Source organism: Rhizobium sp. 01T437 (assembly GCF_056398505.1).
Window position 1 is genome coordinate 194,479 of sequence record NZ_JBFTPM010000010.1, and the last position, 23,594, is coordinate 218,072.

The window sequence follows — 23,594 nt, forward strand, 5'->3', positions numbered from 1 at the left end:
CGTGGCGGCGATGATCGTTCCGAGCATTCGAATGCTCGACCGCGATGACTGGAACGCCTGCTTCCCCGGCGAGGTCGAGACCTATGACTATCTGCTCGCGGTCGAGGAAGCCGGTATCGAGGGTTTTGAGTGGCGCTATGCGGTCGTGCGCGAAGACGACGAGATTGTTGCCGCCATGCCGGCATTCCTTTGCAGCTATGCCCTTGAGACGACGCTGGAGGCTGGGCGTTTGCGGAAGGCGGTGGAAAGCATCCGCCGCATCTTCAGCGGCTTCCTGAAGCTCCGCCTCGCCTGTCTTGGCTCACCTTGCACGGAGACGGCTTCCATCGGCTTTCATCCTGATATCGCACAGGCTCGCCGGTCGGCGCTTTTTACCGAACTCCTCGACGCTTTTGAGGCGCATGCGCGCATGGAAGGCTGCTCGCTGACGGCGCTGAAGGATCTGTCCTACCCCATTCCGTCAGGCGTCGAACCGGTATTGTCGGCGAGAGGTTACGCCGAGATCGGCGGACTGCCGACAGCATGGATGAACATCGGGTTCGGTACGATCGACGCCTATTTTGTCACCCTGTCTACGGCGACCCGCAAGGATATGCGTCGGAAACTGCGGAGCCGGCAGGAGGTTCGGGTCGAATACCGCACGGAATTCGGTGATCTTCTGCCGCGCGTCATGCAGCTCTATCGTGAGACGCGCGAGCGGAGCGGATTACAGTTCGAAGAGCTGACGCCGGCCTATTTCGAAGGGGTGCTGAAAGGCATGCCGGGCCGATCTTTCTGCGCAATGTATTTTGTGGGCGACGAACTGCTTGCTGCCAATCTGCTGATCCACGACGAGGACAGGTTGATCGACAAGTTCTTCTGCATGGACGGTCAGAAGGGCAGATCCTACAATCTCTATTATCTCAGCTGGTGCGCCAATATCGAATATTGCCTGAACCATGGCATGGGCCGCTATCAGAGCGGGCAGGCCTACTATCGCAACAAGGTTCGGCTTGGAAGCTGCTTGACGGCAAATGCGATGTATTTCCGCCATTCCAATTCGCTGCTGCAATTCATCCTCAAGACGGTCTCACCGCTTTTTGCCGCAGACGATGGTGGCGAGGTGCAAGTGTGAGAACGATGCGGCCGATCTGGCTGATGGTGCCGCTCCTGAACACGGCGCAACAGATATTGCTGAAGCAGAGCGCGGTCGATGCGGGCAGGGCGGGCGGAGCTTGGCTGGTCGATATTCTGTCGTCACACTGGTTCCTGGCGGCGATTGTCGCAGAGATCGTCTGCTTTGCCATCTGGATGAGCGTGCTATCCGAGCTCGATCTCAGCAAGGCCTTCCCGCTCTCGGCCATCAGCTATGTTCTCATCATGGGCGTTGCCTGGGCCGCCTTTGGCGAGCCATTGCCGTTGCTTCGGCTTGCTGGCAGCCTCCTGATCTTGGTCGGTGTCTGGTTGATCGCAACGGCGTCGAGACCGGCCGGCTGAGCGGTTGAATTACGGATTTCAGAAGCTGATGTTGAAGGCCTTGGTGAGCGAGATGCCGATTACATTCTGGTTCTCACTGCCGAGCTTCGATGTGATCGGGCTGTTGGCCGCATCTCCGGTCAGGCGATCGAAGCGATCATAAATCTGCAGCGTCCAGGTCGGGGTCACATTATAGGCGGCGGAAACCGTAAAGCCGATCGACTTCAGGCCGCCCTTTGCATCGAAGGCGGGTAGGGCGCCGTTCTGCAAAGCTTCGCTCGACGAAATGCCGAAATAGGTCCGCATGTAAGCGCCGTTGCCGAACGAAGCGCGAGGGCCTGCCGAGAGCAGCCATCTGTCGCCGAGCGGCTGGAACCAATCGGCGCCGATATCGACGACGAGACCGCTGCCATTCGACACGGCCTGGCGGATCTCGGAGCGGAATCGAAGCTGGTTCGGAATCGCCCAATATTGTGCAAAAACCCCTGCATCGATGTCCCAATCCACCGAGTGGATGCCTTTCAAGCGGTCATCATCGGATTGCGAACGGCTGTCGCGCAAGCCGACTACCGGACCCGCTTCGAAGCCGCCGAAGTCGATAAGGCCATAATCGATATTGTCGTCCGGCGCGCTGTGCTCATCCGGTTCGTCGAAACGCCTGATATCGAAAGAGGGCAAGGCGCTGAAGCCATCATGCTTCGAGCCCGGAAATTTTGGGCCGTACTCGACACTTGCACCCAATGTCACGATCCAGCTGCCGGAATCGGGATGGTTAGGCGTGCCTTCGCTATCGGCGGCGCCCGCCAGTGACGCGGTCAACAGCACCCCCGAGGCGACAAAAAAAAGCGTAAGCCTCTTGGCTCTCATTCTCAACGAGATTGCTCTCCGGATAAAGCATCGCCCCTAGGCGCCACGATGCAGCCGAAAAATGGCTGGCAAGGCGAGGCTAGTCAATAGGTGACTTGCGCGAGAGGCATGCCGGGGCGTGATCCTGCGCGACCATCGTTCCGTCGGTCGCCGTCGAGACGATGCAGACTGTCTCGAAATTGCCCATCATATTCGACATCCGCTTTCCTCGACTTGTTTGATATTCCTGCACACCTTACATCGCGCTGGCTCGCCTCAACCCGAACGGGGTTTGACCGATCTCGCGTCGCATCCATTGGGCGAGGTGGGATTGATGTGCAAAGCCTGTTCGATGGGCAATCTCGCTGATGCTGAGGTTTGTCGAGACCAACAATGCACGAGCTCTTTCTATTCGACGATGCAGCACATAGCGATGTACCGTCAAACCGGTCGCGGCCTTGAACCACGTACGCAGGTGCGAATTGCTGACACCGGCGACTCTGCTCAGAGTGTCGAGGCTCAAGCTGGTTTGAATCTGTTCCTCGACGAAGTCCATCACCCGCTTTAACTGAGCATCAGATAGCCGACGCTCCATAGCGGGAGCCGAGCATTCAAGGCCCAATAGGCGCACCGCTATCGCGATTCCAATGCTCTCCGCGTACAGTGGTCCGCTTGGCGAACCAGCTTCGTAGTCTGCCTGGACTGCACGCGTCAGGTGCTCGATCTGCTCGTCTCGGAGGAGGTGGCGCGTCTGGAGTCGGCCGGATCCTTTTACACCGGCACTGTCAGCGACGTCCTGGAGGAGCGATTTGGGAAGGCTCAGTATGATTGTGTCGAAAGCGGACTCAGCATCGAATCCGCCAAGCTCTCCTGCAGCCAGCACATCTATGTCCCCTGAGCGACGCACGAAGTGTCTGCCCACCTGACAACAGTACGAGCGTGTCGCGGGGCTCGCGTGGACAGCAACGCGATGCCGATCCGCCTCAGGAAGAAGAAAGCTTCCGGCCCCAATCTTGAGAGACGCGATCGATACGCTACCCGACTGATATGTGGTGGAATGTAGGCCCACGGTGCCCTCCATGATTGGCGGAACGTGCTCAAAATTTGGCGATTACAGCGCGATTTTCAATCTGCTCTTTTGCAAACTGTGCTCATCGCAATGGTGAGCAGAGGTTGATATGAGCGCTTATGTTGTTGTCGGAGCCGGTCCGGTTGGAGTTGAAACGGCGAGGCTACTTGGTGACGCAGGTCATGATGTTACGATCACAAGCCGAAGCGTCAATTCGGAGGACCGGACGAACGTAAGGACTGTCCGGGCGGACGCTACCGACGCGGAAGCTTTAACGCAGGTGTGTAAGGGGGCAGATGCGATCTTCATGTGCGCGATGGCGGCATATGATCGCTGGCCGACGGATTTTTTCCCGATCATGGATGGCGTCACTCGCGCCGCTGAGAATGTCGGCGCAAAATTGATTGTCCTCGGAAATCTCTATGGCTACGGCTCGAACCCTGAGGGATTGCTCAGGCCCGACCAAACGCTCGACCCCAGCTCTCGCAAGGGCGCCGTCCGCACCATCATGTGGCAGCGGGCATTGCGGGCCAGTGTTCCCGCCATCGAGGTACGGGCGAGCGATTACCTCGGGAAGGGAGCAGTGACATATTTCTCGCTATTGGCGCTGCCGTCACTTCTGGCGTCGAAGCCCGTCGCGTTCCTAGGCGACCTGGACGCGAAGCATGCTTGGTCATTCACCAAGGACGTAGCCCGCACGTTGGTGGCCGCTGCAGAATATAGAGGCGCATGGGATCGCGCGTTCCATGTTCCGTCACAGCATATCTCGCCCCGCGAGTTGATCCTGAGAGTCGCGGCTTTCCTCGGTCAAGAGCCGCCCGCGCTCGGAACGTACTCACATGCGCAGATGGAAGAATTCGGCATGCACGAGCTTGTGGAGATGAGCTATCTCTTCGAAAGGCCGCTGCTGCTAGATGCCTCGGACACGGAGTCTCTCCTCGCCGTGAAGGCGCAAGAGATTGATGTGATGATCGCGGATACGATTGAGGAGCGCCAAAGATAGCTTTCCTTCATTCGCAATTCCTTCCGAGAAAACCGTGGGATTGATATGTGCATCGCCGCCGCTCGCTTCGGTACTTCGCATGAGGCGGGCGGCTTTGTTATAGGCGCTCTCCTGCGATGCTTTGCGCCAATTTAAGACTCCTCCGTTCAACCGGATCCGCGCTGCGGCTGCTTCCACCGAAGTAGGATTTCGACCTGCCAGAAAGATCATGGCGCCTTCGTTGGCAAATGTTTGTGCAACGGTGCTCTGCACCGCGCAGCCCGCGCCATAAACGACTGCAACTTTCTTGTTTAGTCTCATCTCTAACGTCCTCTTGATATAGTGGCCACCACGGCCACTTAATCCAAGGACTGACCGATGAGCTAAAACTCATCGGTCGCATGCGAGTTAGTCACCCTCAAGCAGTTAGGCGAGCAGGATGTTTGCGGTTCAGAAATGAAGCCGACAGTCACAGTCGACCCAGCCCATCGCGAAGTCGCTACCAATCCAACCGAATTGCAATTTTGCCGACGGGGCCGTGTGATTGCGCATGATACGCTTCCGCCACTTCTCCGATCCCGAACGTCGTGGCGAGGACGGGTTCGATCCGCGATGCCCGTATCGCCTGCATGGCCTTGGCAAAATCTTCGGCAGAGCCCGTATTATTGCCCTGCACCCTGAGCGCTTTAACGATGATGGGCATCAAGTCGATTTCCAGGGCGGTGCCGGTGACGAATCCAATTGTAAAGACGACCCCTCCATAGCGCGTCGCGGACAGAGATCGGGGGAAGGTCGCCGTTCCCACGGTATCGAGGACGAGGTCTGCGCCAAGACCGTTCGTCAACGCGACGACGTCCTGATCCCAATTAGGGTAGGCCGTGTAATTGATTGTTTTGTCGGCGCCGATTTCGCGGGCAAACGCAAGCTTTGCATCGGATGAGGACGTCACGATCACGCGGGCGCCTCGGGCCTTGGCAAGTTGAAGAGCAATCATGGAGACGCCACCGGTTCCCAGAAGCACAACGTTTGAGCCTGGAACGATATTGGCGCAGGAAAGCGCGTTCCAGGCGGTTGTTGCCACAATTGGCAGTGTTGCTCCTTGCTCCCACGAAAGGTGGTCAGCAAGTTTAACGACTGATTGAGCATCTACGGTCGCGATCTCCATCAAGGATCCAGGAAGCGTAACACCGCGGGTGATCCCAGCCTTTTCCACTGATCCTCGGCCAGAGAACCATGTCGCTTTGGGATGTAGTGCCACCCGGTCACCGAGGGCGACGCCGGTGGCGCCATCACCGATCGCGATAATTTCGCCGACGCCATCGGCCACGGGCACCAGCGGATAGACAATGCCAGGATATTGTCCGAGCGCGACAGCAAGGTCGAGGAAATTGAGGCTCGCCGCGTGCATGCGGACAAGCACTTGCCCATGGCCGGGTAGTGGCGGATCGGGAAGGTCTATTCTTTTCAACTGGTCCAACGACGGGCCGCCGAGTGATATTGCGAACATCGTAGCTTGCCTCTTTTGAGTTTCAGCGGGGACGATTATGATGCTGCAAGAAAAAACTGGAATATGGATAATCAACAGGTTATAACTGCAAAATATGCAGCAATCTTTCCATCTTCCTGATATCGAATGTCTGACTGCGTTTGTGGCCGTCGCAGAGGCCGGATCGTTTAACGCGGCGGGACAGCGGCTGCACCGGGATGCAACCGTAGTGTCGCGACGGGTAAATTCACTCGAGGAGATCCTTGGCGTGAGGCTTCTGGAGCGTTCGACACGTCGGACGGCACTTACAGAGGCAGGGGAGGCCTATCTTCACAGGGTTCGCCCGCTGCTACAGGAACTGATTGCTGCGGGCCAAGAAACCGAGCGATTCTCGGACGGTGAACCGCGCGGGAGGCTCAGGCTGGCTTTGCCTGGCAGCTTTGGCCGAATGTGGCTGATGTCCCTTCTTGTCGAGTTTCGCGAGACGTTTGCGGGGGTCTCGATCGACGTTTCTTTCTCAAATCGCTTCGTGGATCTTATCGGTGAAAACTTCGATCTCGCAATTCGTCTGGGCGTTTTGCCGGACTCGCGGTTGGTGAGCCGTAAGCTTGCCGACCGGAAGCGAATGATTGTCGCTTCACCGGACTATCTCTCCAAGAGAGGCACGCCGGCGACGCCACAGGATATTCTGGCGCACGATTGCCTGATCTTCACGGGAAAGGCCAACCCCAGCGTCTGGGAATTTTCAGCGCCGCGGGGAGGTCAGCTTTCCATCCCGGTCACCGGCCGCTTCGCGTCGGATGATGCGGAAGCGCTGGTGCACGCGGCGGTCGCAGGACATGGTTTGCTCTATGCGACGGACTGGCTCGTCGGCCGCGAGCTTGCCGATGGTCGTCTGGTCGGCGTCCTGGATCGATTCCCAATCCCCGACGAGGGCGGCATCTACGTCGTTCATCCGTCCACGCAGCACATCCCAAACAAGACGCGCGCCTTCGCTGACTGGATCACGCAGCGATTTTCGCAGCCCCTTTCTTGGCAGTTGCGACAAACGTCGTGACGCCGCCGTCTCAGGTTCGGTGCGGAGCGCCGGAGACGGAGTTGGCCGGCAGGGTCACGGGAAGGCCAAAGCTTCGAACAGGCGCGTTTGAGCAGGTTTGTGGAAGAGAGTGATCCTTGAGATAGGTTCGTCCTCCAGCGTGAGCACGTGAATGGAATGAGCTAACCAAGGGCCATCGCGAAATCTTCCCACTTCAGCTCATGCAAAGGGCCAGCCGGCGGAAACGCACCGGCCGCAATAACAGGTATATCGGGGAGCACTGCTCTGAAGACCGTTTGCGGTGCCTCGTCGTTCGTCGCGTCGAGCTGCAGGATGTCGACCGAAGGGAAATCCTCGGCCAGTTTGTCGAGGCCGTCGCGGTTTCGCGCCACCCAAAGGGCCTCTGGGCCAACATGACTAAATACAAAGCTGCAAGTTGCTAAATTGTGTCATTTTCGCATCACTTTCCATAAGGTTGTAAAAAACCGGTTGGCAATGGCGAATTGGTTCGGTACAAAACGCTGAACCGCTCCAGATCGAACATAAGGGAGGCGTTGCATGAGACCAGCAATCATCGAAACCTTCCTGTGTGGAATGTCCCGACACTAGGTCATTTCCATTCGCGGCCCGCCTCGAGCGCGCGACACGCGGTTTATCTCCCTTCATAGCCCGATTGATCTGACGGGATCATTTCGTCTCCCGCACGGGCTGTGCCTTTTAGCTCTCGATTTTGAGGACCGGTTACCGAGATATGGGCCGGGCTGGTTAAAATGACTCGTAAGAAGCTCGATTTTCGCGCCGATGCCTATCGCCACGTGCTCGGCTTTGTTTTCCATCATTGGACCCATCGGCCTCTCCTGGTCGGCGGCATCATCGTGCTGGTGATCCTAAGCACGCTGGCCGAAGTGATGGTGCCGGTGTTTTCAGGCCAGATCGTCGATGCCATCGCCGGCGGCAATGCGGCCGACGGCGCTTTGCGCGCCTTCGTCATAGTCGTGGCTCTGGGCTTGACCAGCGTCGCGCTGCGCTGGTTCATCTTCAACGGCATCGTCCGGCTGACGCTGCGCACCATGGCGGATGTGGTCAATAACGGTTTCCACAAGGTGCAGCGGTTTTCGACCGACTGGCACGCCAACAGCTTTGCCGGTTCGACGGTGCGCAAGATCACCCGTGGCATGTGGGCGCTCGATTCGCTCAACGACCTGCTGCTGGTTGCCCTGCTGCCGTCCATCGTCATGCTGGTCGGCGCCAGCATCGTGCTGGGCAGCTACTGGCCGATCATGGGTCTGATCGTGAGTGTGGGTTCGCTCGTCTATATCGGCGTGACGGTAGCGCTTTCCATGGGCTTCGTATCGCCGGCGGCACAACTTGCCAATGCTTGGGACACCAAGCTCGGCGGCGCGCTGGCGGATGCGATCAGCTGCAATTCGGTGGTCAAGGCCTTCGGAGCCGAGAGCCGCGAGGAAACGCGGCTGGGCCATGTGCTGGCCAGATGGGACAGCCGTACGCGGCGGACATGGAAACGCGGCAACCTGAGCGGCACGATCCAGGGCTTCCTGATGGTTTCCATGCAGGCGGGCATCCTGGGCACGGGCCTCATCATGTGGCGGCAGGGGCTGGCGACGCCTGGCGACATCACCTTCGTGCTGGCGATGTTCTTCGTCCTGCAAGGCCATCTGCGCGACGTCGGCCAGGACATCCGCAATCTGCAGCGGGCCGTCAACGACATGGAAGAACTGGTGCTGCTCGACAGGACGCCGCTCGGCATCGAGGACAGGCCGAACGCCACGCCCATCAAGATTGGTAGGGGCGAGATCGTCTTCGATCGCGTCACCTTCCAGTATGGCGCGCATCCCAACCCGCTCTACGAGGACTTCTCGGTCACCATCAAGCCGGGCCAGCGCGTGGGGCTGGTGGGGCATTCGGGCTCGGGCAAGACAACCTTCGTCAAGCTCATCCAGCGCCTCTATGACGTGAACGCCGGCTCGATCCGCATCGACGGGCAGGATATCGCGCGCGTCAGGCAAGCAAGCCTGCGCGGCCAGATCGCCATCGTGCAGCAGGAGCCCATCCTGTTCCACCGCACGCTGGCGGAAAACATCGCCTATGGCAGGCCGAATGCCTCGCGGCGCGAGATCGAGCAGGCGGCGAAACAGGCCAGTGCCCACGACTTCATCATGGAGCTTCCCAAGGGCTATGAAACCATGGTGGGGGAACGCGGCGTCAAGCTGTCGGGCGGCGAGCGGCAGCGTGTCGCCATTGCCCGGGCGTTCCTGGCCGATACGCCGGTGCTGATCCTCGACGAGGCGACGTCGAGCCTCGACAGCGAGAGCGAAGTGCAGATCCAGCAGGCCATGGAACGCCTGATGGACGGCCGCACGACGCTTGTCATCGCGCACCGACTGTCGACGGTGCGGGCGCTGGATCGGCTGCTGGTCTTCGACAAAGGAAAGATTGTCGAAGAGGGCGACCACCAGGCGCTGATCCGGCTCAATGAAGGCATCTATCGCCGGTTGTTCGAGCGGCAGGCGCTGGAGTTGACCAAGGGTTTGGTGGCCTCATGACCTGCCACTGAATTTTTGTCCGGCAGCGATTTGAGCCTGGGCGGTTTTGGATATGCCACATGGCGCGGTGAGCAACCGGCGGAAACGCAAAGCTCTCATCTCGCCTAACGTTAAAGCCGCTTACGTCGATGATCCCGGCAGACCCTGCCGGGGTCTGGTGTCCGAGGGCACCGTCGAATAGTCCACGATTGGGAAATGTCATCGAATGTCCTGCAGACGACTGATCCTACTATTCTGTAGACCAGATGGATCAGATGCATTCAAAGTTCTGTCGTTCTACCAATTGCGAGAGGGAGGCCTTAAACGATGAAGCAGATCTACACGACTCTGGGACCAAAGCGCCGCGACGAACTCGGGATGATCCTCCCGCACGAGCATGTGTTCGTCGACCTTAGGACGCCCGACCAGCTTGGCTATGCCGAAGCGGAGACAGACGCCGTTGTGGCACTGATGGTCCCGCAGATTGAGGCGATTAAAAAACAAGGCATTACGCTGCTCGTCGAGTGTACGACGGGTGGCGTTGGAAGACGTGCTGACATAGATCTCGCTGTGTCGAAGGCAGCCGACTTTCCGATCGTCGTCCCGACCGGCAACTATCGTGAACCATGGATACCCGCTTGGGTAGCCGAGGCCAGTGAGAGTGATCTTGAACAATGGATGGTAAGTGAGCTCACCGAGGGAATCGAGGACACTGGTGTGCTGGCGGGATGGATCAAGCTCAGCGCTGGCGACGATGGGATTACGCCGCTCGAAACCCGTATCCTCCGCGCAGCGGCAAGAGCATCCGTGCGGACTAATGCGGTAATCGGCTCGCATACGATCCGGGGAAGGGTTGTGATGGAGCAGTTGGACATCCTTCAGTCAGAGGGCTGCGCACCAGAACGCTTCATATCCATTCATACCCAGGAGGAAAGGGACTTCGGGCTTCACCGGGCATTGGTGGAGCGTGGTGCGTGGATCGAATACGACCATGTCGGAAGGGCCCCCGACGAGGATCTGGTCGCAATGATAATGCGCGCTTTTGAAAACGGGCTGGCCGAGCAGCTGCTCATAAGCCACGATCTCGGCTGGTATGATCCGGCGCAGCCCGGTGGTGGAACCCCGAGACCTTACACGCACCTTGTCGAGAGCCTTCTGCCGTTGCTCAAAATCGCGGGTGTAAGCCAGGACACGGTCCGGCAACTCACCGAAGTCAATCCGTTCGAGGCATTTGCACGCTGAAGCAAGGCGCAATTCTCGCTTCTGGACGTTGCTGCGATTGTTTTGCCAGGAAGAGCGAAGGCTTCCTGTATGGCTTTGTACGAGGGGTTGCCGAAGCGCCCAGACCTATCTCATCTGGCTCCGGGCGGTTAAGGAAGGACTTTAAGATATAGATTTTCTTCTTGCTGCACGGACCAACGTGTCTCCGCTGACCGGGATCATCAGGTGTTTGGCAATGCCGGGTGAAGGCTGTCCTCTCAATGCCTCGCCTCCGCGCAACCAGCGATCACGGGTGTTACGGGTCGTGGTGAGAAGATGTGACAAGATGTGAGCAAAATTCCTGAATTGTGGCAGGTGTTCGCCAATTTCGATGAACACATACGGATAGTGGCTACACAGAGCCGCTTTTTAGGAAAACCACCATGTCTATGCTTCGTAAAATCGCCGCAACAGGTCTTATCTCCCTGACCCTCGCAGTTGGCTCCATCGCAACGCCCGCACTGGCTCACGGTGGAGGCGGAGGTCACGGAGGCGGAGGCCACGAGGGAGGGGGGCACATGGGAGGGGGGCACATGGGAGGGGAGCACATGGGGGGGGAGCACATGGGGGGATTCGGTATGGGCCATTTCGACAGGGAAGGTAACCGCGGTGCGTTTTTTGCCCACGACCGCTTCGATGGACGGTTTAGGGATCGCGGGCCGTTCTTCCTGGGCAGCAACGACGACTATGATCGCTGCTATTGGCAATGGGACGCTGAGCGCCCCGGGCGTCCGGTCAGGACCGAGGTATGCTACTAGTGGACGCGAAACGTAAGGTCCTTCTGACCAGCCGATGACTGGCACGAACCAAAACCAGCAGTCCACCGTGCTTGGCCTTCCAGCTCAGACCTTGCCGCAGCTTTCTTCCTATAATGCTGCGGCAACGGCGATCGGCGGAGTTTAGGACAAGTGTGTCGTGCGCCTCGAGCGTGCGGCATCCCTTACAGGTTCGCAGTGACACCAATGTGTTCGCCCACGGCTCCCCGGACTCAATCCATTTCTCTGGCGCGGTGCAACGACGGCCGTGCTTTTCAAGCGATATAAGGTCTAATCGATGTCAATGCGAAATAGCCTCAATCCCGGACATCATGTCGTCGATATCGACGGAATTCAGCAAAGCTTTCATGTCGCGGGCCAGGGGCCGGTCATGGTCGTTCACCCTGGCGGCCCAGGGATCCACTGGCAATATCTTCGCATGGGTTTTTTGGAGCGGCATTTTACCATGCTCTACCTTGAGCCGATCGGCACCGGTGGCTCGGGCCGGTTGGCGGAGCACCCCCATGGCTATACCGTCGAACGCTTCGCCAAACAGCTTGGCAGGTTGCTCGAAACACTCGATCTTTCAAACGTTGTGCTTCTTGGTCATTCCCACGGAGGATTCGTCATCCAGCAATATACGATCGAGCACCCGGATCGCGTATCGGCGATGATCCTGTATTCCTCGTCAGCGGTGACAGGGAGTGACTTCATGGCGGCGGCCGCAGACGGTGTGCGGAGTTTTGCTGATCGCCACCAGGTGGAGGGACGGGCAGTACTGCGAGCGTGGCAGTCGGTTCCGAAGATGTCGAGCGACGAACACTATACCGAGATCATGCGCGACCTGCTTCCCGCTTACTTTGCCGACGATGTTCACGAGAAGCTTGATCTTGGAGTATTCCGCTTGCGGATAAAGGCGACAATTCTCATCGGCAACAATGAGCCGTTTGACGTCCGCTCAAGACTTCAGGACCTTTCCGTACCGGCGCTTGTTCTGGTCGGAGCTCACGATTTCATATGCGGTCCGAAATGGGCGAAGAACCTGCATGACAGCTGCTCGAATTCGGAGCTGATACATTTCGCCCAAAGCGGCCATTTCGCGCACTTGGAACAGCCGGAAGAATTTTTAAGCGCAGTCCTCGCATTTTTTAAAGCTCATAAGCTGGTCTCGCGATGAAGTCGTTCCTAATCTGCCCTCCCAGCGGGAGAGGATTCATTCAAAAGTAGTTCTCGGAGATTATAGGCATCGGCAGCCTTGGTTGTTTTTCGGTTTGACGATGGATCTTGCTACAGTTCTTCTTCTTCACAAGTGCTCGTTCATAGTCGGCGCGATCTGTTTTTTTTACGTTAGGTGGCGCTCCAGCGAGCCAGGCCTCGATTTTCTGGCAATCGGCGAAGGCCTTCTTGCTTTTGCATCCACGCTTGCCGGAGTGGGAGAGCAGGGCATACTGCCCTATGAGGTTTGGACTTTTGGAAGCTTTTCCATCGGCGTCATAGGTTATGCGCTGATGGCGATGGGATTTGTCCAGTTGAGCGGCCGCCGGCGAAAGCGTACGGATTACCTTCTGCTCGTTGTGGCCCTAACCTTGTCGGTCGCTGTTGGCTCTATGCATTGGTACGCCGACAACCAAACGCGCGCTGCAATATTCAATGCGAACACCGCGGTTTTCCTTGGGGTCTCCTGCGCTGTCATCTTAAGGGATTTTTTCCTCGACCGCTTGCCCGCGAGATGGTGTCTGCTTGCATCACTCGCGGCTGCGATGAGCTTTTCGACGCTGGTCGCCGTCGGAATGATCTTTCCACAGTATGGGCCGGTCGAACCCCGCTATGCCTTTTTCATGCTTATCATTTGCCATTTCTCCGTCGCGCTCTTCGTGGTTGTCCTGGTCCAGGAACGAGCGGAAGCTCAGCTCAAACGTCTGGCATACACCGACGCACTGACGGGAATCCCAAATCGGCAGCACTTCCTGGCATCCCTTCCGAGCGAGCTCAGGGGAGGCGACGCCTTCATCATGATAGACATCGACCACTTCAAGGGTGTCAACGACCGCTACGGCCATGAAACTGGCGATGAGGTTCTTGTCGGTGTAGCGCAAGCCATCGCCATCGCCACGGCCGCTGGACGCAAGATCACGCTCGGCCGTCTTGGTGGCGAGGAGTTTGCGCTGTTTCTGCGTGATCAAACCGAAGAAACTGCTGTTGCCAAGGCGGATCAAATCCGCAGGACGGTCAATGCCTTGGCATTCGCATCTGGCGCGGAGACGATAGTGCCGAGTGTGAGCGCGGGCGTTGCCGTTTGGAGAGGCGATTGCAATGCACAGAAGCTGCGGGATCAGGCAGACCAGGCACTCTACCTTGCGAAGCGAGGCGGCCGTGACCGAGTCGAGCTATATGCAAATCCACAAAGCATGGAAGAACACCCTTCAAGCGCGACGGCAACGACCGCAACCCAGCATTCGAGCGGACCCGAACATCCCCTGGGGGAGCTTGCCGCTTAGCAGCAATTATCAGGCAGCCGGCTCTGTTAGCGTCGCTCCCATATCCTGTGTAGCGATCAATAACGGGGTGCGTTCGCCCCCCAAGATCGCCCCAGTTGTCCCCGGAGACGCCAACGCTCGACAAGCACCGACACCGTTTCGGCTACGCATCACAGCATGCGTGAAAGGACGTCGTTCTCCTTGTTCCGATCGAGGAAGCGATGCTTCAGGACTGCGAGAACGTGTAGCGCGACCAAGGCAAGCAATGTGTACGCCAGAAGCCGATGCAGCAGCTGGAACAGCCTGAACTGCGTATCGTCTTTGGGCAACAACTCCGGCACCGTGATTCCAAAGAAAACGACTCCGTCACTCTGAGTGAATGAGCTCGACATCGCGTATCCCATGAGGGGGACGATAATCATCAACGCATAGAGAGCAATATGGGCTGCCTTGGCGGCCGCGACCTCCCACTTGCTGAGACCGTTCGGCAACTCCGGTACTCCCGCCCATATGCGAAATACGAGTCTCAGAGCTACGAGAAGGAATATTAGCAATCCGAATGACTTGTGAAGCGGGTACAACGCCTCCGGCCCGGACTCGCCAGCCGTCGTCATTACCCAACCAAGTGCGATCATCCCCAACACGATCGCCGCCATAATCCAATGTAGAACGCGAATTGCCAGCGGGTATCGAGCTTCTCTCATACTTAATCTCTCCGTGGATGATGCGAGGTTTCTCGGCCAATCTTCATCAGTTGTGGGGCCGACCACGTTCACCTGCCGGCGCCGGATCGATCCGCCGCCCGTGGTTGGAAGACTGTTAGCGACGTATTGCAGGACATTACCGAGGTGTACAGGCATCAACTGCCTCGAATTCACGCATAATGGCGATCTTCACCGAAGCTCCACGCTATCTGCACAGACGCCGAACATACACCAGCAATATCAAGCTGATAGAAAGGAGCGAGGATGCTTATCTGCCGCTTGATTATCTTCTGCGTCATCATGGCAGCCTTCGCCATCATGTTCTCGACTGTGGTCACAGACGCGCATCGAGACGAGTTCATGTCTCGCTCGTTGTATATCCAATGAGGTGGATCAATTCTCCCCGCGACATGGACTGGGCGCAATTTTCTGCGAACGCAGCGATTGGATCACGGCAGCATGAGGTGGGTCTGGATGCTGGAATTGCGGCGGCGATGTTCGTGATCGCTTCGGCAACCGGCGTTGGAGGGAAAGAGGCCCGATTCTCACCTAGCCGACCCCGTCGTTCTCGGCTCAGTCGAAGAAACGATGCTCGCCAACGGCACTCTTGAGGCGATACGCAGGATGGTGAACTAGTTAGCGGAAATGGCTTCTTCCGGCGCTCGACAGCGTGGAGGCGCGCTGAGCTTCCTTATCGTTGGCTTTGTCGTGCCACGTGATCCCGAAAAGCCAATGCTTCCTGAAAGTATTGGTGGCCCCCCGGTCAATCTCTCCAAGATTAAATCGTCCACCAAACATTCATATGCCGTCCACGAATCTGCAACATGTCGGCCATATGAAGAGAGGTCATTTGGCACACCCGGGGGGGTCTTAATGCCTGTCAATTTGCAAAGTATCGACGCGGGTGCGAGAAGCACGAACTCCTCGTCAGGTTCCATCGATGGAAAGGTTTCATCTTCGTTCGGCTGCGGTGCGATGCGCAAGCTACGCATCCTGCATCTGCTTTTCGCAGACGAAATTGCAGGATCAGAGAGGCATTGTATCGACCTCGCCAACGGACAGGCAGCTCTTGGGCATGAGGTTCACGTCGCCGGATTTTGCCGTTCGCCGATCATCCCGCTCCTCTCCGATGGGGTCATTTTTCACGGATTCTCGACTGCGTTACTGCGGGGGATGAGACTGCGACAGTTGATTGCGAAGGCTGGAATCGAGGTCGCGCACGCACATCACAGCCCAGGATGCGGGGCCCTTGCCAGCGTTCCCGACGGCGTGACGACGATTGCGACCCTGCATGTCGGGTTCAAGCCGAAGCGACACGCGCGGATGGACGGCGTGATCTGCGTGAACCACGATCAGTTGTCGCGGCTTGACGGTTACGCCGGTCAAGCAGGTTTAATTTCGAACTGGTTACCAGATGCAGTAAGTGGGGAGGCGGTAGACCTACGTTCCGAATTGAATCTGCCTCGTGAAACGCGGTTGGTGGGCGCCGTAGGACGATTGCATCCCAGCAAGGGTAACGACGTCCTCATCGCGGCCTTCAGACAATCGGCGCCGGAAAATGCGGCGTTGGTTATAGTAGGCGAGGGGCCGCAGCGCAGCGAGTTGAAAAAAATTGCAGGAGGCGACAGTCGAGTTCACTTGCCGGGTTATACAGACAACGTGCCCGGATTTCTGCGCAATTTGGACCTGTTCGTCTCTCCATCTCGCGAGGAATCGTTCGGTCTGGCCATATTTGAGGCCATGCGTGAGGGGCTCCCTGTGATCGCAACAGCGACGGAAGGACCCTCAAAATATCTGCGTGGCCACCCAGTGACGCTTGTCCAACCTGGTTCCATCGACCAACTGTCCGTGGCCCTGATTGACGCCCTCAAGCCTCAGGGCGTTGTGGGCGAGGCGCGCGTCGGGTATGACTTGAGTGCTTTTTCTCGCTCGACGGGTATTGCAAATGTGCTTGATTTCTATCGCGAAGTTGCCGACAGAAAACAGCGCGTCGACACGAACCTTGCCAAGGCGCCGTTGCTATATGTTTGCCAGACCTAGGTGATTTACTGAAAGATCCGCGTGGCCTTTCACTGATCAACGCTTTCTCGAACTCCGCAAACGCACCGTGATGTGAAAGATCAGCCTGCCGCCTGTGGAGAGCTCTCATGCCACCGCTCCCCGCGCCAGCCAGCCGAGAACTCCGCCGAGGACCAGTGCAGCGTAGGCGACGCCAGCGAGCGCGAATTGACCGGCAAATACAAAACCTGTCACAGCGCCGGACAGGCCGGTCAGAACGCAGATGAGGATGGTGTCCGCTCCCCCTCGCGGACGATCATCCGCAGTGCGACGCTGCTTGTCGTCGGCAGCTTCCTCGACAACACAAAGATCGTTGCGAGAAGGCACAGTCCCGTGGTCATGTGGATATTGCCCATGGTCGCAATCATCCACCCCGTCGTTTCGCCCATGTCCAACCTGCATCGAAGGGTCACCTTTCTATCCGTTTCCCGAAAATCGCTAATGTTTTCAGTGTGAACTCTTCTCGACGAACCCCGGTAACCCCTTTACGGAAAAGGACCAGATAACAGGCTCGCTTCACAGCGAGGCCTCCCTGTTCCCGACTTCCTGCTTCAACAGCGTGGGCTCGCTCCTTTCCCGCGCAAAAGCTTCAAACTGTGCGCAGATCGTGCCGGGACCGATGCAACGCACTTTCGTCATCGCCCCCGCGACCTGGAAAATCCGAAGCCAGCGATAAACACCGCGTCTATATCCTCGGGAGTGGCGGCTATGTCTTCGCGCAGCACTTCGAAGCTTTTGTTGATGAGCATTCGTGACCCTTTCTCTCACTTCAATATTGAGGGCTCGCGTTCAGTTTGTTCGCAGACATGGTGGAGTTTTGATGGAGGTCACGGCTGGTTATCGACGCAAGCCAATGCTCAGGAAAGAGTGCAACCAAAGGTCGGAACTCAAGTTCATTCCTCCTTCGAACATCCACACAACTTCCACGCATCGGCAACATCGTGACGTTATGGAGGCTTCCATCCAGCGGTTGGAAACTCGATGTCCTTCAATTCACGAAATAGCGGCACAAGTCGCGTTGCAACTTTTGAGAACTTTCCCCATCCTTCGAAAGATCAGGGAGCGTCATCCTCCGGCAGCCGGAAAGCGACAAGCAAGCACCGAATCCTGCATCTGCTTTTTTCTTCTCGGATAGCGGGATCGGAAAGGTACTGTATCGACCTTGCCAACGGACAGGCCGCCCTTGGGCACGAGGTGCATGTTGCGGGAACATTTGCCTCCCCGATGGCCGCCCTTCTCTCCAGGGAAGTCGTCTTTCACGGCTTCGCGACGCCTTTCTTGCGCGGCATGAGATTGCGACGCTTGATCGCAAGCGCAGCGATTGAGATTGCTCACGCACATCTCAGCCCTGCCTGCAAGGGGCTTGCCGCTGCTCCCGCCAGCGTGACAAAGATTGCAACGCTGCACGTCGGCTTCAAGGCAAAGCAACACGCTCGGCTCGACGGCGTGATCTGCGTGAACAGTGCCCAATTGTCGCGTCTTGGCAATTATGCCGGCCAAGCGCGCCTTATTTCGAACTGGCTGCCGGCCGTGGAAGAGGACGAGTGTTTCGACTTACGTTCGAAATTGAAGTTGCCGCGTGAAACAACACTCGTCGGCGCCGTAGGGCGGTTGCATCCGAGCAAGGGTTACGATGTCCTGGTCTCAGCCTTTCGACGGGCTGCTCCTGATAATGCGGCGTTGGTCATTGTAGGCGAGGGACCGCAGCGCGCAGCATTGAAAAATCTCTCCAAAGGCGACAATAGAATTCATTTGCTGGGCCATAGCGATAATGTCTCCGGATTTTTACGCAATCTGGATTTGTTCGTTTCTCCGTCCCGCGAGGAATCGTTTGGCCTTGCGATACTTGAAGCCATGCACGAGGGGCTTCCCATAATTGCGACTGCGGCTGAAGGACCATCGGAGTATCTGCGTGACCATCCGATAACCCTCGTGGAGCCTGGATCTATCGACTGCCTTGCTGCGGCCCTAGGTGACGCATTTCGCACAGAAGGCGCCGTTGGCCTGTCCCGTGTGGTTTACGATTTGCGTCCATTTTCTCGAACAGTAGGCATTGCCAATGTTCTTGATTTCTATTCCCAGGTTGCCGAAAGGACTGCAGCGGCCGGGATATCTGCCGATTTGTGAGATATGTACCAAGCTCAGCCGGAGGAAGGCTGAACTATCATCGCTGCAATGAAACGCAATAACCGCGGCGTTTGCCCGCACGTGATGTTGAGCGTCAGTGCGGAGTGTCCGCTGGGCGTCAAGTTGCCCGTGGCAAAGAGATTTCGAACACTGCGCCTCCACGTGAGGAATTGCAGCACGAGGCCTGACCACCGTGCGCTTCCGCAATGGCGCGAACTATGGACAGGCCGAGACCGGAACCACCGTAGAGGCGCGAGCGGGAAGCGTCGGCGCGGGTAAAAGGTTCAAATGCACGCTTGTCAAAATTGGGCGGCAGCCCGGGGCCAGAATCTTCAACCCGGATGACAACCGTGTTTCCCGACGCCAGCGTGAATACTTCAATACGACCAGGCTTGGCGTAGCGTTGGGCGTTGTTCAGGAGCGACAGAAGCACCTGCCGGAGCCGGACCGCATCCGCCGGAACGATCATATCCACAAGGGTAAGCTCCAGCGAAAAACCTGCTTGCCGAAGCGACGGCTCGACGACATCTGCGACCTTCCTTATCTCTGCGGCGAGATCGACAGGCTCGATCTGCAGGTCCAGACGGCCCGCATCCGCAAGGGTGACCACGCGCAGGTCGTTGACCAGCCTTGTAAGCCCTTCGGTCTGAGCCATGAGACCGTCGATCAATTTCTCGTCGACGGGAAACACGCCATCGGCAACACCCTGCAGCCTGCCCTTGAGTATTGTAAGCGGAGTTCTGAGCTCGTGGGCAATCGCCGCATTCCAGAAGGCGACGTTGTCGGCCATGTCCTGAAGCTTTTGGGCCATGATGTTGAAGTCCGCGACCAGATGGGCGGTCTCGCCAAGCGAGCGGTCACCGGGGGTCGCGCGGGCGGTGAGGTCTCCGTCGGCGATGCGGCGAGCGCTCTCCGCGAGCGAGTTGATCGGCACGAGGATGCGCGCAGCGAGTTTTAGGGAGACAAATCCGGCAACGAGCAAGGCCAGGAAGGCAAGGGCGGTGAGAACCAGAAGGTCGGTACCCGATGGGAGCCAGCTATCCTCCTCCATCAGGGACGGAAAGAGCGAAATTAGAATGGCATAGATGATATAGAGGCCGAAGAACACGACCATGACGGCAATCATTGTGACAGCCGCCATCGACAGCAGGATCTGACGGCTGAGAGCGGGGCGCCGGATCATTGCTCGGCGGCCAGTCTATAGCCGACGCCACGAACACCCGACAACATCCCGGGAGCGCCAGCCAATTCAAGCTTCCTGCGGAGATTGCTGACATGGCTGTCAACCGTTCGGTCGAGCGCATCGCCTCCCGGGAGACAGGCGTCGACAAGTTCTCCCCGCGCGAAGACCTTCATCGGTGCCCTCGCCATATGCGCAAGAAGTCGGAATTCCGTGAGCGTCAGCGGCACGGCCTTGTTCTCTGCGTCGACTTCGACCCTTGCCTGATAGCTATCCAGATCGATCGTCAGCCGGCTTACCCGCAGCACGCCCGCCGCGTTGCCCAGCCCGGCGCGGCGAAGGACCGCCTTGGCACGAGCAACCACCTCAATTGGGTTAAAGGGCTTTACGATGTAGTCGTCGGCGCCGATGCGAAGACCCTGGAGGCGGTCGATATCCTTATCAAGGGCCGTGATCATGATGACTGGGGTGTCGCCTCTGCGTCTGATCTCAGCGAGCACTTCCCAGCCGTCGAGGCGCGGCATCGTCACATCGAGAAGCATCAGGTCCGGCTTTAGGACGAGGTGCAGGTCAAGGGCTGTTTTCCCGTCGGCAGCACGCACCGTGCGAAACCCTTCACGCGTCATGTAGGCGTCAAGGATCTCGACGATCTCCGAATCGTCTTCGGCTATGATGGCAAGAGCGTTCATCTAATAAGGCACCACTTTCTCAAGCTTTGATAATATTCGATGTCGCAGCGCCACGTCGAGCTATCAACCGCTGCCTGCGCGATACGTCCACACAATCTCCACGGTTTGCCAGCGTCCGCAGGCAATAGCGCCTGATGAAGAAGCGCGGCTGGCGCGCATGCCGATTGGATCTGACATATGGCTTATGGCTTGCGAGTTTCGCTCGTTGTTCTCGGTGCATTGACAGCCGGCGTTCTGTCTGGATGCAGTGACGAAAATTCCGGAGGAGCAAATAGCAAACAAGGCGGGCTGCCGCCCGCGCTGGTGACGGTGACGTCCGTCAGGCCGGAAACGGTGACGATCGTCGACGAGTTGCCGGGGCGCGTCGCAGCTCTCCGGACGGCCGAGATCCGCCCCCAGGTGGGCGGCATTATCGAGAAGCGATTGTTTGAGCAAGGCTCCAAGGTCGAGGCGGGTCAGCCGCTGTTTCAGATCAATCCGGAGCCCTTCAAGGCGGAGGTCGACAGTGCTGCGGCGGCACTTCAGCGGGTCGAAGCCGTGCTTGCCCGCACACAAGCCAAATTCGACCGCTCCAAGGAGATGATCGGCGTCAAGGCGATCAGCGTGGAAACCTACGACGAGGCCGTCGCGGATCTCGCTCAGGCCAAGGCGGGCGTCGCCGAAGCCAAGGCAACCCTGCAGCGTCGCCAGCTTGATCTGGCGTTCGCTACCGTCAAGGCGCCGATTTCGGGCCGCATCGGTCAGGCACTGGTCAGTGATGGCGCGCTTGTTTCTGCCTCCGGCACAAACGCGCTGGCGATCGTCCAGCAGATCGACAAGGTCTATGTGGATGTCCGGCAGCCCGCTTCGCAAATCGACGCCATTCGCGATGCGGCCAAATCGAGCGAGATCGACGATAGGTGGAAGATTCCCGTCGCTATCTTCTCAGCCAGCGGAAAGCCATATCCGGTGTGGGGACGGACGCTGTTTTCTGAAATCAGCGTCGATCCGGGCACCGGCAACGTCACCGTACGTGTCGAGGTCGATAACCCGGCTCAAGTGCTCCTTCCAGGCATGTATGTCCGGGCCAGGCTTCCGCGCGCCGTTCGCCACGGCGCACTTCTCGTGCCGCAGGAAGCCGTCGTTCGCGATCCGGCCGGCCGGCCTCAACTGGTTGCCGTCGATGACAATAAGCACGGGAAACGGCGCGACATCGAGCTTGGAGAGACCGTCGACGGTCGCGCCATCGCCACGGCCGGCCTGAAAGCCGGTGAGACGGTCGTTGTGCAGGGTCAGGACCGCGTTCACGACGGCGTCCTGCTGGAAACCGTTCCGTTCACCGCTGGAGGCAATGCCAACGCCTCCACGCAGCAGTGAGGGGAAGCATCATGCCTCAGTTCTTCATCAGCCGCCCGGTTTTCGCCTGGGTCATCGCCATCTTCATCGCGCTTGCGGGCGTCATCGCTATCCCGCAGCTTCCTGTCTCGCGCTATCCGACGATCGCACCGCCGAGCGTCAGCATCAACGCAACCTATACGGGCGCCACTCCGCAAACAATCAATGACAGCGTTATCAGTCTGATCCAGCGTGAATTATCGAGTGCCAGGAACCTCCTTTACTTCGAATCGACCGCCGAGACGTCGGGAAGCGCCAGCATTACAGCGACATTCAAGCCGGGAACGGATCCGGATCTGGCGCAAGTGGATGTGCAGAATCGCCTAAAAGCCGCAGAGGCGCGTCTGCCCGAAACAGTCCGACGCGCCGGTGTGAATGTCGAATCCGCATCCTCCGAGTTTGCGATGCTGGTCGCACTCAATTCAAAAGATGGCCGGTATGATGCGCTCGCCCTCGGTGACTACATGACCGGCAATATCGTTGAAGAGCTGAAGCGCGTCGAAGGGGTCGGCCGTGTACAGTCCTTCGGTTCGGAAAGAGCAATGCGCATCTGGGTCGATCCTGCCAAGCTCGTCTCCTATTCCCTTTCGCTATCCGACATCACCCAGGCGATCGAGAGCCAGAATGCGCAGATTGCGCCGGGACGTGTCGGCGACGAACCGACCGTCCTTGGGCAGAAAATCAGCATTCCGCTCACGGTCCACGGCCAGTTGGCGACACCGGAGCAATTCGCGGCGATCGTGCTTCGTTCCGAACCCGACGGCTCCAAGTTGCTTCTTGGCGAAGTCGCCCGTATCGAACTCGGAGCCCAAAGCCTCGCCTTCTCGATCCGCAACAATGGCAAGCCCGCCGCCGCGGCAGCCATCCAGCTGGCGCCGGGAGCAAATGCGGTGCGCACCGCCGAAGGTGTTCGCACGCGCCTCGCCGAGCTTGCCCAGGCGATGCCGGCGGGGATGGAATATACGATCCCCTACGACACCTCGCCATTTGTAAGGATTTCGATCCAGAAAGTAGTCCAGACCCTCCTCGAAGCGATGGTGCTGGTCTTCTTCGTGATGCTGCTCTTCCAGCAAAAGATCCGTTACACGTTGATTCCGGCGATCGTCGCACCGATCGCCTTGCTCGGCACCTTTGCGATGATGTTGGCTGCCGGCTTCTCTATCAACGTACTGACCATGTTCGGCATGGTGCTCGCCATCGGTATCATCGTCGACGATGCCATCGTCGTGGTGGAGAATGTCGAGCGCATCATGGCAAAAGAGGGCCTGCCGCCCAAGGAGGCCATGCAGAAGGCGATGAAGGAGATCACCGGCGCCGTCATCGGTATCACGCTGGTGCTGGTGGCCGTTTTTATTCCCATGGGGCTCGCAAGCGGTTCGGTCGGCGCGATCTACCGGCAGTTCACGCTATCCATGGAAGTATCCATCCTGTTCTCGGCCTTTCTCGCGTTGACGCTGACGCCGGCGCTTTGCGCGACGCTGCTTGTGCTGATTGATCCGAGCCATAATGAGAGGAATGGCTTCTTCGGCTGGTCCAATCGCAGCTTCGACAGG

The 23,594-nt window shown here is 58.2% G+C and carries 20 protein-coding genes and 1 pseudogene; 12 read left to right on the forward strand and 9 right to left on the reverse strand.

What is annotated here, in order from left to right; genetic code table 11:
• Positions 1–10: 10 nt before the first annotated feature.
• Together AC1DM5_RS21985 and AC1DM5_RS21990 are read left to right on the forward strand one after the other, a co-directional pair.
• Complete coding sequence (locus tag AC1DM5_RS21985; RefSeq protein WP_477975657.1) at positions 11–1,114, forward strand: peptidogalycan biosysnthesis protein; 1,104 nt, start codon at positions 11–13, stop codon at positions 1,112–1,114.
• Between the two features lie 5 nt (positions 1,115–1,119).
• Positions 1,120–1,476 carry an EamA family transporter gene (locus tag AC1DM5_RS21990; protein WP_477823220.1) on the forward strand — a complete coding sequence of 119 codons (357 nt, stop codon included), beginning with the start codon at positions 1,120–1,122 and terminating at the stop codon, positions 1,474–1,476.
• Positions 1,477–1,494: 18 nt separating this feature from the next.
• On the opposite strand, the gene AC1DM5_RS21995 is transcribed toward AC1DM5_RS21990, so the two are convergent.
• Positions 1,495–2,322, reverse strand: a complete 828-nt coding sequence (locus AC1DM5_RS21995) for a MipA/OmpV family protein (RefSeq protein ID WP_477975659.1) — start codon at positions 2,320–2,322, stop codon at positions 1,495–1,497.
• A gap of 235 nt (positions 2,323–2,557) precedes the next feature.
• Complete coding sequence (locus AC1DM5_RS22000; protein WP_477975613.1) at positions 2,558–3,184, reverse strand: helix-turn-helix domain-containing protein; 627 nt, start codon at positions 3,182–3,184, stop codon at positions 2,558–2,560.
• A gap of 295 nt (positions 3,185–3,479) precedes the next feature.
• On the opposite strand from AC1DM5_RS22000, the gene AC1DM5_RS22005 reads away from it, so the two are divergent.
• A complete protein-coding gene (locus AC1DM5_RS22005) occupies positions 3,480–4,373 on the forward strand; it encodes an NAD-dependent epimerase/dehydratase family protein (protein WP_477975615.1) in 894 nt (297 codons plus the stop codon).
• 478 nt (positions 4,374–4,851) lie between these two features.
• Here the strand turns inward: AC1DM5_RS22005 and AC1DM5_RS22010 are convergent, their stop codons facing one another.
• The gene (locus AC1DM5_RS22010) at positions 4,852–5,859 is read right to left on the reverse strand and encodes a zinc-dependent alcohol dehydrogenase family protein (protein ID WP_477975617.1); all 1,008 of its coding nucleotides are present in this window, start codon (positions 5,857–5,859) and stop codon (positions 4,852–4,854) included.
• Positions 5,860–5,953: 94 nt separating this feature from the next.
• On the opposite strand from AC1DM5_RS22010, the gene AC1DM5_RS22015 reads away from it, so the two are divergent.
• The gene (locus tag AC1DM5_RS22015; RefSeq protein WP_477975619.1) at positions 5,954–6,895 is read left to right on the forward strand and encodes a LysR family transcriptional regulator; all 942 of its coding nucleotides are present in this window, start codon (positions 5,954–5,956) and stop codon (positions 6,893–6,895) included.
• Positions 6,896–7,056: 161 nt separating this feature from the next.
• On the opposite strand, the gene AC1DM5_RS22020 is transcribed toward AC1DM5_RS22015, so the two are convergent.
• Complete coding sequence (locus AC1DM5_RS22020; RefSeq protein WP_477975621.1) at positions 7,057–7,266, reverse strand: hypothetical protein; 210 nt, start codon at positions 7,264–7,266, stop codon at positions 7,057–7,059.
• Positions 7,267–7,644: 378 nt separating this feature from the next.
• Between AC1DM5_RS22020 and AC1DM5_RS22025 the strand changes: the two genes are divergently transcribed.
• The 4 genes from AC1DM5_RS22025 to AC1DM5_RS22040 all read left to right on the forward strand — a co-directional run bounded on the left by AC1DM5_RS22025 (position 7,645) and on the right by AC1DM5_RS22040 (position 13,930).
• Entirely contained in the window at positions 7,645–9,438 is a 1,794-nt protein-coding gene (locus AC1DM5_RS22025) for an ABC transporter ATP-binding protein (RefSeq protein WP_477975623.1), read from the forward strand.
• 306 nt (positions 9,439–9,744) lie between these two features.
• Positions 9,745–10,659: a phosphotriesterase family protein gene (locus tag AC1DM5_RS22030; RefSeq protein WP_477975625.1), complete on the forward strand. Its 915-nt coding sequence runs from the start codon at positions 9,745–9,747 to the stop codon at positions 10,657–10,659.
• Between the two features lie 1,071 nt (positions 10,660–11,730).
• Positions 11,731–12,609 carry an alpha/beta fold hydrolase gene (locus AC1DM5_RS22035; RefSeq protein WP_477975627.1) on the forward strand — a complete coding sequence of 293 codons (879 nt, stop codon included), beginning with the start codon at positions 11,731–11,733 and terminating at the stop codon, positions 12,607–12,609.
• Between the two features lie 100 nt (positions 12,610–12,709).
• Positions 12,710–13,930, forward strand: coding sequence for a GGDEF domain-containing protein (locus tag AC1DM5_RS22040; RefSeq protein ID WP_477975629.1), 1,221 nt, complete (start codon positions 12,710–12,712; stop codon positions 13,928–13,930).
• Between the two features lie 149 nt (positions 13,931–14,079).
• Here AC1DM5_RS22040 and AC1DM5_RS22045 read toward each other — a convergent pair whose 3' ends face one another.
• Positions 14,080–14,769: a cytochrome b gene (locus tag AC1DM5_RS22045; protein WP_477975631.1), complete on the reverse strand. Its 690-nt coding sequence runs from the start codon at positions 14,767–14,769 to the stop codon at positions 14,080–14,082.
• 14 nt (positions 14,770–14,783) lie between these two features.
• Complete coding sequence (locus tag AC1DM5_RS22050; protein ID WP_477975633.1) at positions 14,784–14,915, reverse strand: hypothetical protein; 132 nt, start codon at positions 14,913–14,915, stop codon at positions 14,784–14,786.
• Positions 14,916–15,486: 571 nt separating this feature from the next.
• Here AC1DM5_RS22050 and AC1DM5_RS22055 point away from each other — a divergent pair.
• Positions 15,487–16,653 carry a glycosyltransferase gene (locus tag AC1DM5_RS22055; protein WP_477975635.1) on the forward strand — a complete coding sequence of 389 codons (1,167 nt, stop codon included), beginning with the start codon at positions 15,487–15,489 and terminating at the stop codon, positions 16,651–16,653.
• A gap of 105 nt (positions 16,654–16,758) precedes the next feature.
• On the opposite strand, the gene AC1DM5_RS22060 is transcribed toward AC1DM5_RS22055, so the two are convergent.
• Positions 16,759–17,073, reverse strand: a complete 315-nt coding sequence (locus AC1DM5_RS22060) for a hypothetical protein (RefSeq protein ID WP_477975637.1) — start codon at positions 17,071–17,073, stop codon at positions 16,759–16,761.
• Between the two features lie 579 nt (positions 17,074–17,652).
• Here AC1DM5_RS22060 and AC1DM5_RS22065 point away from each other — a divergent pair.
• Positions 17,653–18,798, forward strand: a complete 1,146-nt coding sequence (locus tag AC1DM5_RS22065; protein ID WP_477822288.1) for a glycosyltransferase — start codon at positions 17,653–17,655, stop codon at positions 18,796–18,798.
• Positions 18,799–18,916: 118 nt separating this feature from the next.
• Here the strand turns inward: AC1DM5_RS22065 and AC1DM5_RS22070 are convergent, their stop codons facing one another.
• Together AC1DM5_RS22070 and AC1DM5_RS22075 are read right to left on the reverse strand one after the other, a co-directional pair.
• Complete coding sequence (locus tag AC1DM5_RS22070; RefSeq protein WP_477822289.1) at positions 18,917–19,981, reverse strand: ATP-binding protein; 1,065 nt, start codon at positions 19,979–19,981, stop codon at positions 18,917–18,919.
• Positions 19,978–20,667: a response regulator gene (locus tag AC1DM5_RS22075; RefSeq protein ID WP_477822290.1), complete on the reverse strand. Its 690-nt coding sequence runs from the start codon at positions 20,665–20,667 to the stop codon at positions 19,978–19,980. Before AC1DM5_RS22075 ends, AC1DM5_RS22070 begins: the two co-directional genes overlap by 4 nt.
• Positions 20,668–20,844: 177 nt before the next feature.
• Here AC1DM5_RS22075 and AC1DM5_RS22080 point away from each other — a divergent pair, with 177 nt between their 5' ends.
• The gene (locus tag AC1DM5_RS22080; protein ID WP_477822291.1) at positions 20,845–22,023 is read left to right on the forward strand and encodes an efflux RND transporter periplasmic adaptor subunit; all 1,179 of its coding nucleotides are present in this window, start codon (positions 20,845–20,847) and stop codon (positions 22,021–22,023) included.
• 11 nt (positions 22,024–22,034) lie between these two features.
• A pseudogene (locus tag AC1DM5_RS22085) lies at positions 22,035–23,594 on the forward strand (efflux RND transporter permease subunit); the annotation flags it as partial.

Bases quoted from the DNA above. Each gene is read 5' to 3' on its own strand.
- AC1DM5_RS22075 (WP_477822290.1), bottom strand. From the start codon at position 20,667: ATGAACGCTCTTGCCATCATAGCCGAAGACGATTCGGAGATCGTCGAG.
- AC1DM5_RS22055 (WP_477975635.1), top strand. From the start codon at position 15,487: ATGCCTGTCAATTTGCAAAGTATCGACGCGGGTGCGAGAAGCACGAAC.
- AC1DM5_RS22080 (WP_477822291.1), top strand. From the start codon at position 20,845: ATGGCTTATGGCTTGCGAGTTTCGCTCGTTGTTCTCGGTGCATTGACA.
- AC1DM5_RS22030 (WP_477975625.1), top strand. From the start codon at position 9,745: ATGAAGCAGATCTACACGACTCTGGGACCAAAGCGCCGCGACGAACTC.
- AC1DM5_RS22050 (WP_477975633.1), bottom strand. From the start codon at position 14,915: ATGATGACGCAGAAGATAATCAAGCGGCAGATAAGCATCCTCGCTCCT.
- AC1DM5_RS22060 (WP_477975637.1), bottom strand. From the start codon at position 17,073: ATGCAGGTTGGACATGGGCGAAACGACGGGGTGGATGATTGCGACCAT.
- AC1DM5_RS22005 (WP_477975615.1), top strand. From the start codon at position 3,480: ATGAGCGCTTATGTTGTTGTCGGAGCCGGTCCGGTTGGAGTTGAAACG.
- AC1DM5_RS21990 (WP_477823220.1), top strand. From the start codon at position 1,120: ATGCGGCCGATCTGGCTGATGGTGCCGCTCCTGAACACGGCGCAACAG.
- AC1DM5_RS22040 (WP_477975629.1), top strand. From the start codon at position 12,710: ATGGATCTTGCTACAGTTCTTCTTCTTCACAAGTGCTCGTTCATAGTC.
- AC1DM5_RS22015 (WP_477975619.1), top strand. From the start codon at position 5,954: ATGCAGCAATCTTTCCATCTTCCTGATATCGAATGTCTGACTGCGTTT.
- AC1DM5_RS22045 (WP_477975631.1), bottom strand. From the start codon at position 14,769: ATGCCTGTACACCTCGGTAATGTCCTGCAATACGTCGCTAACAGTCTT.
- AC1DM5_RS21995 (WP_477975659.1), bottom strand. From the start codon at position 2,322: ATGAGAGCCAAGAGGCTTACGCTTTTTTTTGTCGCCTCGGGGGTGCTG.
- AC1DM5_RS22010 (WP_477975617.1), bottom strand. From the start codon at position 5,859: ATGTTCGCAATATCACTCGGCGGCCCGTCGTTGGACCAGTTGAAAAGA.
- AC1DM5_RS22065 (WP_477822288.1), top strand. From the start codon at position 17,653: ATGTCCTTCAATTCACGAAATAGCGGCACAAGTCGCGTTGCAACTTTT.
- AC1DM5_RS22035 (WP_477975627.1), top strand. From the start codon at position 11,731: ATGTCAATGCGAAATAGCCTCAATCCCGGACATCATGTCGTCGATATC.
- AC1DM5_RS22070 (WP_477822289.1), bottom strand. From the start codon at position 19,981: ATGATCCGGCGCCCCGCTCTCAGCCGTCAGATCCTGCTGTCGATGGCG.
- AC1DM5_RS21985 (WP_477975657.1), top strand. From the start codon at position 11: ATGATCGTTCCGAGCATTCGAATGCTCGACCGCGATGACTGGAACGCC.
- AC1DM5_RS22025 (WP_477975623.1), top strand. From the start codon at position 7,645: ATGACTCGTAAGAAGCTCGATTTTCGCGCCGATGCCTATCGCCACGTG.